This window comes from Bradyrhizobium sp. UFLA06-24 (assembly GCF_054967145.1).
Genome location: NZ_JADFUE010000033.1, coordinates 62249 through 74331, shown reverse-complemented (window position 1 = coordinate 74331; position 12083 = coordinate 62249). Strand labels below are relative to the sequence as shown.

12 protein-coding genes and 1 pseudogene are annotated in these 12083 nt (G+C 65.0%); 5 read left to right on the top strand and 8 right to left on the bottom strand.

Annotation, left to right across the window (positions count from 1 at the left end):
• Nucleotides 1-190 (top strand): annotated as a pseudogene (locus IF809_RS24390) (hypothetical protein); the annotation flags it as partial.
• A 56-nt stretch (nucleotides 191-246) separates the two neighbouring features.
• On the opposite strand, the gene IF809_RS24385 reads toward IF809_RS24390, so the two are convergent.
• Together IF809_RS24385 and IF809_RS24380 are read right to left on the bottom strand one after the other, a co-directional pair.
• Nucleotides 247-1008, bottom strand: coding sequence for an ABC transporter permease (locus IF809_RS24385; protein WP_128964719.1), 762 nt, complete (start codon nucleotides 1006-1008; stop codon nucleotides 247-249).
• Entirely contained in the window at nucleotides 1005-1928 is a 924-nt protein-coding gene (locus IF809_RS24380; protein WP_453982421.1) for an ABC transporter ATP-binding protein, read from the bottom strand. Before IF809_RS24380 ends, IF809_RS24385 begins: the two co-directional genes overlap by 4 nt.
• A gap of 281 nt (nucleotides 1929-2209) precedes the next feature.
• Between IF809_RS24380 and IF809_RS24375 the strand changes: the two genes are divergently transcribed.
• Both IF809_RS24375 and IF809_RS24370 read left to right on the top strand, forming a co-directional pair.
• Complete coding sequence (locus IF809_RS24375; protein WP_128964721.1) at nucleotides 2210-2929, top strand: hypothetical protein; 720 nt, start codon at nucleotides 2210-2212, stop codon at nucleotides 2927-2929.
• 112 nt (nucleotides 2930-3041) lie between these two features.
• Complete coding sequence (locus IF809_RS24370; RefSeq protein WP_128964722.1) at nucleotides 3042-4001, top strand: LysM peptidoglycan-binding domain-containing protein; 960 nt, start codon at nucleotides 3042-3044, stop codon at nucleotides 3999-4001.
• A gap of 6 nt (nucleotides 4002-4007) precedes the next feature.
• Here IF809_RS24370 and IF809_RS24365 read toward each other — a convergent pair whose 3' ends face one another.
• Both IF809_RS24365 and IF809_RS24360 read right to left on the bottom strand, forming a co-directional pair.
• Nucleotides 4008-5081, bottom strand: coding sequence for a tartrate dehydrogenase (locus IF809_RS24365; RefSeq protein WP_128964723.1), 1074 nt, complete (start codon nucleotides 5079-5081; stop codon nucleotides 4008-4010).
• Nucleotides 5082-5102: 21 nt separating this feature from the next.
• On the bottom strand, nucleotides 5103-6401 hold the full coding sequence (locus IF809_RS24360; protein WP_462838764.1) for an MFS transporter: 1299 nt from the start codon (nucleotides 6399-6401) through the stop codon (nucleotides 5103-5105).
• Nucleotides 6402-6562: 161 nt separating this feature from the next.
• Between IF809_RS24360 and IF809_RS24355 the strand changes: the two genes are divergently transcribed.
• Together IF809_RS24355 and IF809_RS24350 are read left to right on the top strand one after the other, a co-directional pair.
• Entirely contained in the window at nucleotides 6563-7480 is a 918-nt protein-coding gene (locus IF809_RS24355) for a LysR family transcriptional regulator (protein WP_128964725.1), read from the top strand.
• A gap of 38 nt (nucleotides 7481-7518) precedes the next feature.
• On the top strand, nucleotides 7519-8343 hold the full coding sequence (locus IF809_RS24350; protein WP_462838763.1) for an aspartate dehydrogenase: 825 nt from the start codon (nucleotides 7519-7521) through the stop codon (nucleotides 8341-8343).
• 3 nt (nucleotides 8344-8346) lie between these two features.
• Here IF809_RS24350 and IF809_RS24345 read toward each other — a convergent pair whose 3' ends face one another.
• The 4 genes from IF809_RS24345 to IF809_RS24330 all read right to left on the bottom strand — a co-directional run bounded on the left by IF809_RS24345 (nucleotide 8347) and on the right by IF809_RS24330 (nucleotide 12077).
• Nucleotides 8347-9651, bottom strand: a complete 1305-nt coding sequence (locus IF809_RS24345; RefSeq protein WP_128964727.1) for a PQQ-dependent sugar dehydrogenase — start codon at nucleotides 9649-9651, stop codon at nucleotides 8347-8349.
• 185 nt (nucleotides 9652-9836) lie between these two features.
• Complete coding sequence (locus IF809_RS24340; RefSeq protein WP_128964728.1) at nucleotides 9837-10463, bottom strand: methyltransferase family protein; 627 nt, start codon at nucleotides 10461-10463, stop codon at nucleotides 9837-9839.
• Between the two features lie 30 nt (nucleotides 10464-10493).
• Nucleotides 10494-11525 (bottom strand): NAD-dependent epimerase/dehydratase family protein, encoded by a 1032-nt coding sequence (locus IF809_RS24335; RefSeq protein WP_462838762.1) that lies wholly within the window; start codon nucleotides 11523-11525, stop codon nucleotides 10494-10496.
• Between the two features lie 33 nt (nucleotides 11526-11558).
• Complete coding sequence (locus IF809_RS24330) at nucleotides 11559-12077, bottom strand: Mpo1 family 2-hydroxy fatty acid dioxygenase (protein WP_128969197.1); 519 nt, start codon at nucleotides 12075-12077, stop codon at nucleotides 11559-11561.
• Between the last annotated feature and the right edge of the window lie 6 nt (nucleotides 12078-12083).

The window sequence follows — 12083 nt, the reverse complement described above, 5'->3', positions numbered from 1 at the left end:
CCAGGAAGGCTCCTATGAAGGCAACCGGATTGCCGGTCCTGTGGGCGGCGCGGTCGGAGGCGTGGTCGGTGCCGGCGTCGGCGGCGCCGTCGGAGCGGTCGAGGGCGTGTTCGGCGTTCCCCACCATCGCTACTATCGCCATTGTCACGGCTATTACGACGGCTATCACCGCTTCCACTGCTATCGGTGAGGCTTCAGCTGTCATTCCGGGGTGCCCGAAGGGCGAGCCCGGAATGACAGCAAGGCTCAGTTCTTCAGCCGGTATCCCGTGCGGAAGATCCACCAGATCACGGCCAGGCACACCACGAGGAACGCCGCCGTCATGCCGATGGAGACGGACACGCTGACATCGGCGATTTCGTAGAAGCTCCAGCGGAAGCCGGAGATCAGGTAGACGACCGGGTTGAGCAGCGCCACGGTGCGCCAGGTCGGCGGCAGCATGTCGATGGAATAGAAGCTGCCGCCGAGAAACGTTAGCGGCGTCACCACCAGCATCGGGATCATCTGCAGTTTTTCGAAACCGTCGGCCCAGATGCCGATGATGAAGCCGAACAGGCTGAACGTCACGGCCGTCAGCACCAGGAAGGCCAGCATCCAGACCGGATGATGGATGTGCAGCGGCACGAACAAGCCGGCCGTCGCGAGAATGATCAGGCCGAGGATGATCGATTTGGTCGCGGCGGCGCCGACATAGCCGAGCACGATCTCGAAATAGGAAATCGGCGCGGACAGGATCTCGTAGATCGTGCCGGTGAATTTCGGGAAGTAGATGCCGAACGAGGCGTTGGCGATGCTCTGCGTCAGCACCGAGAGCATGATCAGGCCCGGCACGATGAAGGTGCCGTAGCTGACGCCCTCGACCTGGCTGATGCGCGAGCCGATCGCGGCGCCGAACACCACGAAATAGAGCGAGGTCGAGACGACAGGCGAGACGATGCTTTGCAGCAGCGTGCGCCAGGTGCGCGCCATTTCGAACAGATAGATGGCGCGGATGGCGCGATGGTTCATGACGTCCTCACGAGGTCGACGAAGATGTCCTCGAGCGACGACTGGGTCGTGTCGAGATCGTTGAAGCGGATGCCGGCGGTGCGAAGGTCGCTGAGCAGGCTGGTGATGCCGGTGCGCTCGCCCTTGGTGTCGTAGTCGTAGACCAGCGTCGCGCCGCCGTCGCAAAGGTCGAGCTCGTATTGGGCGAGACTATCGGGCAGCGCGCCGAGCTTGCCCTGCAGATGCAGCGTCAGCCGCTTCTTGCCGAGCTTCTGCATCAAGGTGGTCTTGTCCTCGACCAGCACGATCTCGCCCTTGTTGATGACGCCGATACGGTCGGCCATCTCCTCGGCTTCCTCGATGTAATGCGTGGTCAGGATGATGGTGACGCCGGACTGCTGAAGGCCGCGCACCACCTCCCACATGCCCTTGCGCAGCTCGACGTCGACGCCGGCGGTGGGCTCGTCCAGGAACAGGATCTGGGGTTCGTGCGACAGCGCTTTCGCGATCATCACGCGGCGCTTCATGCCTCCGGAGAGCGTGATGATCTTGTTGTCCTTCTTGTCCCAGAGCGAGAGGTCTTTCAGCACCTTCTCGATGTGCGCAGGATTCTTCGGCTTGCCGAACAGGCCGCGGGAGAAGCTCACGGTCGCCCACACGCTCTCGAAAGCGTCGGTGTGCAATTCCTGCGGCACGAGGCCGATCAGCGAGCGCGCCTTGCGGTAGGAGGTCTGGATGTCCTCGCCGCCGACCAAAACACGGCCCTCGCTCGGATTGGCGATGCCGCAGATGATCGAGATCAGGGTGGTCTTGCCGGCCCCGTTGGGGCCGAGCAGCGCGAAGATCTCGCCGCGCCTGATCTCGAGATTGACGTTCTTGAGCGCCTTGAAGCCGGACCCATAGGTCTTCGACAGATTGGCGACGGAAATGATGGAGGACATGTGAGCCGGTGAGGGTGGGGAGGGGAGGCGCCGGAGTCCGTACCTGGGCGGCGGAAGACCGGCGGAGCCCTGAAATAGGAAGGGCGTTGCCTGCCCGCAATTGCCCGGAGAAAAATGGTCTCAAAACAGGCCCTTCGGTGGCAGGTTTCGGGCAAGTGTTGCACGATGGTCACGCATTGCGGCTAAGATCGCCGTTCACGCGCCTCTTTGTTGCGTCTGCGAGCAGGCCGTGGCTACGATTCCGGCCAATCGCCAAGCGTATGTCCCCAGGGAAACAATCGATGAGACCGAACGGCCGTCACACCGCCGGCGCCAGCCAGTTGCTCGCTCTCCGCATGTGGGCGATTTGCCTGCTCCTGCTGTCAGCTGTTGCCATGAGCCCGACCACCGCCAAGGCAGCGCCGAGCCAGGCGGCTGCGACCACGCACGTCTACCTGCTGCGCGGCGTGCTCAACATCTTCTCGCTCGGGCTCGACACGATCGGTGCCCGGCTCGAGGCGCAGGGCATCCCGGTGACGGTCGCCAACTTTGTCTCCTGGTCCTCGCTTGCCGATGAGGCCGCTGCGAATTACAGGGCCGGCCGCGTCAAGACCATCGTGCTGGTCGGGCACTCCTCGGGCGCGACCGCGCTGCCCGACATGATCGCCAAGCTCAACCACCTCGGCGTCCCCGTGAAGCTCGCGATCGGCCTCGACTCCGTGTTCAAGACCAAGCTGTCGACCGGTGCCGAACGCTACATCAACATCTATATCGGTGACGGTCCGGGCGAGCCGGTGCGGGCCGCTGCCGGCTTCCGCGGCAAGCTCGACAATGTCGACGTGCGCGGCAGCGGTGTCGGCCATATCACCATCGACAAGAACGAGGCGATCCAGCGCCGCGTGATCGCCGAGATCGACGCTGCCATCGCCCGCTCGCGCGGCCCGGCAGGCCCGATTGCTGCACCCGGCGCCGCTCCGCGGAGCGCGCGCTCGGCAGCGGCGGTGCCGCCGGCGAGGAACTAAAGCGGCGCGCGGCGCCGGATCAGGTTCCGTGCCCCAAATTCCACCCAATCGGCGCTCACTAAGCGCCGCGGTGGAGGGCGCTTGCCCTCCCGTGGTGGGACTGCGGGACTTGATGATTGATCCAAGGCGACTTGTGGTGTTGGCGGCGGTTGCGCTGCTCGCCTTGACCCCCGGATTGGCCGCGGCCTCGCCTGCCAAGTCAAAGCGCGCGGCCATGACTGCCGTGGTGCCGCCGCCTCCCACTCCGCCATTCGAGCCGCTGCCGCCACCGAAGATCTATCTGTTTCGCGGTGCGATGGGGCCGATCTTCTCGACCGGCATGGATCGGCTCAGCGAGAAGCTGACAAAGGCCGGCTTTTCGGCCGATGTCTACGAATTCACCCTGTGCCGGCTGATCGGCAACCGCGCCATCGCCAGCTACAAGGAAAGCCCGGCGCCGATCGTGCTGATCGGTCATTCCATGGGCGGGCTGTGCTCGGTGATCATCTCCGAGATGGCGGCCAAGGAGAACATTCCGATCAGCCTCGTCATCACCATCGACCCCGCGCATGCGACCGATGACGTGCCGCTCAATGTCGAACGCTTCATCAACATCTTCCTCTCCGACAGCGTGCTCGGCGGCGGCGACGTCGTGGCCGTGCCCGGCTTCCGCGGCCATTACGCGAGCTACGACCTGAAGGAGAACAGCCGCGTCTCTCACATCAACATCGAGAAGTCCGACGACATCCATCGCCAGATCATCGAGATGGTGACGCAGCTGCCGCGCATCTCGCCGCAGACCGAGGCCGATGCGGTGCCACTGCGCTATCTCGTTCCGGCCGATACGCTGGTCGAGTTGTGGGACAGCGGCGTGCGTCTGCCGGTACGCGCGGGAGATACGATGGAGAGCATTGCGGCTGCCAATCGCGTGCCGGTCTGGACGATCGCGCAAAGCAATTCGTTGCCCGAAAACGCAACGCTCACCCCGGGGCAGTCGATCATCGTGCCGCGGCACCTGGTGCCGCCGGAGCCTGCGGCCGCTGCTGCGATGGCGGTGCCGCCGCCGGCCGCACCTTCGGGGCGCAAGAAGTAGGTTTGCTCACACGTTCGAGCCGTGGATCGCGTCGATCACGGCGTCGGTGACGTCCTTGGTCGTCGCCTTGCCGCCGACGTCAGGCGTCAGCACGCCGGCCGCGCAGACCTGCTCGACCGCCTTCATCAAACGTGCGGCGGCATCCTTTTCACCGAGATGTTCGAGCATCTGCGCACCGGTCCAGAACGTCGCGACCGGGTTGGCGATGCCTTTGCCGGTGATGTCGAAGGCGGAGCCGTGGATCGGCTCGAACATCGAGGGGAAGCGGCGCTGCGGATCGATGTTGCCGGTCGGCGCCACGCCGAGGCTCCCGGCCAGCGCACCGGCGAGGTCGGAGAGGATGTCGGCGTGCAGATTGGTCGCGACGATGGTGTCGAGGCTCTTCGGGTGCAGCGTCATGCGCACCGTCATGGCGTCGACCAGCATCTTGTCCCAGGTCACGTCGGGGAATTCGGTCGCGACCTCGGCCGCGATCTCGTCCCACATCACCATGCCGTGCCGCTGTGCGTTCGACTTGGTCACCACGGTGAGGAATTTGCGCGGCCGCGACTGCGCGAGCTGGAAGGCATAACGCATGATCCTGCTGACCCCGACGCGGGTGAACACCGCGACTTCGGTGCCGACCTCTTCCGGCAGGCCCTTGTGCGCGCGGCCGCCCATGCCGGCATATTCGCCTTCCGAATTCTCGCGCACGATCACCCAGTCGAGATCGCCGACGCCGACATTGCGCAGCGGAGAGGCGACGCCCGGCAAAATCTTGGTCGGCCGCACATTGGCGTATTGGTCGAAACCCTGGCAGATCGGCAGCCGCAGGCCCCACAGCGTGATGTGGTCGGGCACGTCAGGGGCGCCGACTGCGCCAAAATAGATCGCGTCGAATTTCCTGAGCTCGGCGAGGCCGTCGGCCGGCATCATCACGCCGTGCTTCTTGTAGTAGTCAGAGCCCCAGTCGAACGTCTTGACGTTGAAGGCGAGATCGCCGCTGCGCTTGGCCAGCGCTTCCAGCACGCGCACGCCGGCCGAGATCACCTCGGGGCCGATGCCGTCGGCGGGAATGGCTGCGATCGAATGGGTGCGCATGGGAAGGCTCCGTTTGAGAGATCAATGGGATTGCGTGACGGCTTCGACGGGCGCGGTTTTCGCGCGCGACAATAGCAGGGTCAGGGCCGCGGAGAGAACCAGCAGGCCGCTGACGAAGTAAAGCCCGCCGATGAAGCTGCCGGTCTGGTCCTTGATCCAGCCGATCATGGCGGGACCGACGAAGCCGCCGAGATTGCCGATCGAATTGATGGTCGCGATGCCTGCGGCGGCCGCCGGGCCGGACAGGAACAGCGTTGGCATGCTCCAGAGCGGCGGTTTCGCCGAGGAGATCCCGATGTTCACCAGCGTCAGCGCAACGAGGACGGTGACCACTCCGGCTGCAAGGCCAGCATAGGCAAGGCCCGCGGCCGAGAGCAGGCAGGCAAGCACGACATGCCAGGTACGTTCGCCGGTGCGGTCTGAATGCCGCGCCCACAGCACCATGGCGAGCACGGCAGCGGTTGCCGGCAATGCGTTGAGGAATCCGACCTGGAGCGAGGACAGGCCGAATTGCTTGATGATCTGCGGCGCCCAGACGCCGAGCGTATAGAGACCCGCCGAAGTGCCGAAATAGATCAGCGACAGTGCCAGCACGCGGGGATCGGCCAGCCCGCGCCAGATGCTGTGGCTCGCGGTCGCAGCTTTGCGCGTGGTCTCTTCGTTCATGGTCTCGACCAGCCAGCGGCGCTCGTCCTCGCCGAGCCATTTCGCCTTCTCGGGCCGATCGGTCAGGAACGCCAGCACGACGAAGCCGAGCAGCACGGCAGGCAGTGCCTCCAGCACGAACAGCCATTGCCAGCCCTTGAGGCCGAGCATTCCGTCCATCTCCAAGAGCGCGCCCGAGACCGGCGAGCCCAGCACGGTCGAGAGCGGTGCGGCCGCCATGAACAGGGCGGTCACAGCGGCGCGCTGGCGTGCCGGGAACCAGTAGGAGAGATAAAGGATGATGCCGGGAAAGAAGCCGGCCTCCGCGACGCCGAGCAGGAAGCGCAGGATGTAGAAGCTGGTCGCGCCTTGCACGAACGCCATCGCCGCCGAGACGAGGCCCCACGTGATCATCACCCGCGCGATCCAGATTCGCGCGCCGACCTTGTGCAGAATGATGTTGGAGGGCACCTCGAACAGGAAATAGGCCCAGAAGAAGATACCGGCGCCAAAACCGTAGACGGTCGGCGACAGGCCGATGTCCTTGTTCATCGTCAGTGAGACGAAGCCGATGTTGACGCGGTCGACGAAGGCCACGAAGTAGAGCAGCATGATGAAGGGAACGATGCGCCAGGTGATCTTGCGCAGCACGCGCGTCTGAATCTCGCTCGCCACCCTGGTCCCCCTATATGCGTTCTCGATGTGCGGCACCGAACCTAGGCGGGGGCGGGAGCCTGACTCAATTGGCGCTGGTTTATACAAAAAAATGATATAATCGTCCCATGGTCGCCCGACAGCCCGGGCATGGCGACTGGTGCAGGCGAGAGGATTTGCGAATGGAATTGCATCAGCTTCGATGCTTCGTGGCGGCGGCCGAGCAACTGCATTTCGGCCGCGCCGCACAGCATCTCCAGATGCTGCCGTCGGCGCTCGGACGTCAGATCAGGCTATTGGAAGAGGATCTGGGCACGCGGCTGTTCGCGCGCACGACCCGCGCCGTTTCGCTTACCGAGGACGGCGCGACGCTGCTGCGCGACGCCCGCGCCATCCTTGCCAAGGTCGAAGCCGTCGAGAGCAACTTGCGCAACCGCTCGCGCGCGGGCGCGGCGCGGCGGCTGCGGATCGGTGCCATCGACAGCGCCGCAGCGGGGCTGCTACCGCCGCTCTTGCGCGACTTCCGCGCCGGGAATCCGGATATCTCAGTCCAACTCCTGGAAGACAAGACCGTCCGGTTGCTGCCAAAGATCCTGACCGGTGCGCTCGATCTCGCCTTCGTCCGACCGCCCGACCGGCCGGACAAGCGGCTGGAGTTTCGCCCGTTGCTCCAGGAGACCGCGATCGTGGCCTTTCCGCAGCGCCATGCGCTCGCCGCGCGGAAGTCGGTGATGCTGGCCGACATCGCCGACGAAGCGATGCTGGTGCCGGACCGCCGCTCGCGGCCGCACAGCCACGACCTCACGGTCAAGCTGTTCGAGCAGGCCGGGCTGACGCCGCGCATCGTGCAGGTTGCAGACGAGAAACAGACCATCATCAACCTGGTCGCAACGAAGCTCGGCGTTGCGATCGTGCCGCGCTGGACCACGCGGATGGCGGTCTCGGGCGTGCGCTTCGTGCCGCTCCGTCCCAAGCAGAGCGGTCCCGTCGGCCGGCTGCCGCTGGCCGCAGCCTGGCTGCGCGGCTCGCGCGATCCGGCTCGCGACGCCATGCTGTCGGTGCTGGAGGCGCGCCTGCGCAGCTATGCGCGGGAGGCGTGAGCGGTTATGACACTGACGTGGACAAACAGTGAGATACGATGACGGATCAGAATGCTTCAAGCGAATTGCGGGTGGCGATTGCAGGCCTCGGTTCGATCGGCACAAAGGTAGCAAGCGCGCTCGATCAGGGCATCGAGGGATTGGCGCTGTCGGCGCTGGCAGTGCGCGATCCCGCCAAGCACCAGGCGTTTCTCGGCGGCCTGCGCCATCCGCCGCAAATCCTGCCGATCGATCGGGTCGGCGACGCCGCCGATATCGTGGTGGAATGCGCACCGAGCAGCCAATTGCGAGGGATCATCGAGCCAGCGGTGAGACGCGGCAAGTCCGCGGTCGTGGTCAGCGTCGGCGGGCTGCTCGACAATTACGATCTGGTTGATCTCGCCCGCGCCAATGGCGGCCGCATCCTCGTGCCGACAGGCGCGCTGATCGGACTCGATGCGGTGAACGCCGCCGCGATCGGAACCATCCATTCGGTGAAGATGGTGACGCGCAAGCCGATCGATGGACTCAAGGGCGCGCCGTTCATCGTTCAGAACAACATCGACATCGACAATCTGCGCGAGCCGCTGAAACTGTTCGAGGGCAGCGCACGCGACGCGGCGAAGGGCTTTCCGGCCAATGTCAATGTCGCGGTTGCGCTGTCGCTGGCGGGCATCGGACCCGATCGTACTCAGATCCAGGTTTGGGCCGACCCGACGGTGACGCGCAATGTTCATCGTATCGAGGTCGAAGCGGATTCGGCGCGGTTCTCGATGGGTATCGAGAACATCCCGTCCGAAAATCCCAAGACCGGTCTGATCACCGCGCTGTCCGTGATCGCGCTGCTGCGCAAGCAGCGCGCCACGCTGTGCGTGGGGACGTGATCCTTACGCCCCCGTCACGCGCCAGATCACGTTGCCGACGTCGTCGGCCATCAGCAGCGACTTCTTGTCGGGGCCGATCACGACACCGACCGGTCGGCCGTAGGATTCCTTCTCGTCGGGGGACAGGAAGCCCGACAGGATGTCGCGCGAAGGGCCGGACGGCTTGCCGTTCTCGAACGGGACGAACACCAGCTTGTAGCCGGACAACTTGCTGCGATTCCACGAGCCGTGCTGGCCGATCACCATGCCGTCTCCGAAGCCGGGCAGGGTCCCTGCCGGCATCCAGCACAGGCCGAGCGACGCGGTGTGGCCGCCGAGCGCGTAGTCCGGCTGCAGCGCTTTCGCGACCATCGCCGGATCCTGCGGCACGCGGTCGTCGATCGTCTTGCCCCAGTAGCAATAGGGCCAGCCGTAGAAGCCGCCATCGCGCACCGAGGTGAGATAATCCGGCGGCGTCTCGTCGCCGAGCCCGTCGCGCTCGTTGACGACGGTCCAGAGCACGCCGGTCGTCGGCTCCCAGGCAAGTCCCACGGGATTGCGCAGGCCGGCGCCGAAGATGCGGTGCGTGCCGGCGACGAGGTCGAGCTCGTAGATTGCGGCGCGGCCCTCCTCGACCTCCATGCCCATCTCGGCGATGTTGCTGAGCGAGCCGACGCCAGCATAGAGCTTCTTGCCGTCGGGGCTGGCGAGCAGGCTGCGGGTCCAGTGGCCGCTGGGCTTGAAATTGGTGAGCCGCTTGCCCGGTGCAGTGATGCGGTCGGCATTGGCGACGTAAGGAAACGCCATTACGCCGTCGGTGTTGCCGACGTAAAAGGTGTCGCCGACCAGCGCCATGCCGAACGGCTGGTTGAGGTTCTCCATGAAGGCGCCGCTAACTTCCGCAACGCCGTCGCCGTCCTTGTCGCGGAGCAGCGTAATACGGTTGGCCGAGACGCCGAGCGCCGCGGCGCGGCGCATCGTTGCCTGCATGGCGTAGTGAAATACGCTGCGCGGGGGACCCGCGACCTGCGTCGCCTCCGCAATCAGCACGTCGCCATTGGGCAGCACCTCGATCCAGCGCGGATGGTCGAGGCCGGTCGCGAATGCGTTGACCTTGAGCCCGGCCGCGACGGTCGGCTTTTGCCCTTGGCTCCAGCCGCGTGCAGTCGGCATCTTCAGGGTCGGGATCGCGCCTTGCGGCTTGGCTTCGGGAATGGCGGGCGTCTGGCCCCAGGCCGGTGCCGGCTCGGTGCCGGTCAGCTTCCGCCATTGCAGCGCAATGCCGCCGAGAACCGCGACGAATTGCGCGAAGATGCTGGAAAAGGTCATGCGAAGCCCCTGTTTGCGGGCGCATCCAACTGGCTGTCGGGGCAGACGTCAACCTGTGCGGTACGCCGATCCGGCCTATTCCCTGGGAATGGCAGCCGATCAAATTTGCATGGAGAGGCGCGAAGCAGTTCCTCCCGGGAGTAATAGCAACGCTGCTCAGGGAAGGGTTTAGCGCTCGCGCGCTATCACTGCGGCGATGTGAACGGAATGATCATCGGCACGCGGCGGCAATAGGCGCCGTAGGCGTCTTCGCCGAGCTCCTTCGACAGGAACACCTCTTCCATCCGGCCCTTCTGCCACATGCCGAGCGAGATCAGGATGGCGCCCAGGATCGTCGTGACCAAGCCGATCGCGAATCCGGTGACCAGCATGCCGAAGATCAGGCCGGTGTAGATCGGGTGGCGCACGATGCCGTAGGGGCCGGTATCGATGACGCGGTGGTCTTCCTTGTGGGTGATGGTGTTGGACCAGAATTTCCCGAGATGCAGCCGACCCCACCAGGCGAAGGCGATGCCGGCGACCGAGAGCAGCGCGGCGATGGTGATGCCGGTGTTGCCGAGCACCCAGAGCGGCTTCCAGCCCAGGATCTCCGCAATGAATGGCGTGTAGAGGATGCCGCCAATCAGGATCGGCAGGCTATAGCGCTGCGATTCCCGCGTCATCACCTGCTTCTTGGTCCGCCCCTGCCAGAACGAGGCGCCCACCCAGCTGGCGAGAAAGGCAAGCCAGATCAGGGCCAGGAGTTCGGTCGGCCAGGTCGTGGTCCAGCCACCCCAGGCCACGGAGAGAAGCTTGCTGAAATCGAAGGACATGCGGAAAGGTTCTTTGCTTTGGGCGGCAGATCAGCTCGCGCGCGAGGAGAGCGCGTGATGCTTGATGGTGCCGGTGGGCTGCTGGCCGTTGCGGGCGAGCAGATGGGTGATTGTTTCGCGCAGCACCGGTTCGATCGGTCGCGGCGCATAGCCGAGCTCGGTACGCGCCTTGCCGATCGACAGGTCGCTGGCGGCAAGCGCGATGCGGACGCCTTCGGCGGTGCCGTTGGGCGGCCGGCGCGTGAAATGATCGGAAATGAATTCGAGCATGATGGCGGAGAGCTCAGCGATCCGGCCGGGCACGACGATCGGAAACTGGCGGCGACCGCTCATCGCCGACATCATCCGCAGGATGCGCCCGAGCGGAACGCAGTCGCCGCCGAGAATATAGCGCTGACCGATGCGGCCGCGTTCCATGGCGAGCACGAGGCCCGTGGCGACGTCGCGCACGTCGACCAGGTTCACCAGGAAGTCGAGATGCGGCTGCACCTTCTTCTGGAGGAAGTACCAGAGCATCGCGGTCGGCGGCGTCAGATTGTGGTCGGCAGCGCCGATCGGCATGGTGGGCGTGCCGATCACGAGCGGGAAACCCGCGGCGGCCGCTTTCGCGGCGTAATGCTCGGCGAGCGATTTCGACCGCGTATAGGCGCCGGGCATCGCCTCGGCCGGCTGCAGCGCTTCTTCGGCGGCAACGCCATTCAGGCTGGAGTAGGGGAACAGGATCGATTCCGTCGAACAGTGCAGGAAGCGCGACACGCCGCGCTTCATCGCCGCCGCCAGCACGATCTCGGTGCCGCGGAAATTGACGTCGTGAAAATCCTGCTTGTTGGCGACCCACATGCCGGGCAGGCCGGCCAGGTGATAGACCTGATCGACGCCGGCGAGCGCGGCATCGACCGCGGCGGCGTCGAGAACCGAGCCTGTCACGTAGTCGACGTCGGCACAGGGTGCGGCAGGCGGTCGCACGTCGAGCACACGCACCCGCTGCTCCCTGCCGCGGAGCGCTTCGACGAGATGATGTCCGATGAAGCCGCTGCCACCGGTAACCAGTACGAGAGCCATGAAGTAGGTTGCTATTATTCCGCTTCGGGAAGCCTATCGGGTTGAAAGGGAGTTGGTCGGAAGAGGCGCGAGAATCGCGGCAAGGTCACGACGAAAACCCAGTGCAATGAATAATTTTGCCATGACGAACATCGGTCCGAGCAAAAGGTGCGAAGGAAAAGTGAACAACGAGGCCTCGCGCCCCTCAAAAACCTTGTGGCCGATGGTCTGCGCGGCGAGGCCGAGCACGATCAGGGCGGTGAAAATCGCCCACATCGCCATGATGTTGACCTGCGCGGCAACGGTCGAGGCGATGGAAAACAGCACGATGGAAACGGCCAGGATCCCGAGCCCGAGCGCCACGTCGAGCAGCAGCCAATAGATCAGAACCGGCACGGCCAGGATCACCGCCAGGCTGACCTCGGCACCGAACAGCGGCAGCTTCACCAGCGTCAGCGGCATCACAGCGCCGGTGAACAGCAGGAGGATGCCGACGACATGCATCGCCGTGTTCCGGGGATCGCGATGGTACTCGACATAAACGGCAAGTTGGCGTTGAAAAAAGCCACCCATCTCGGT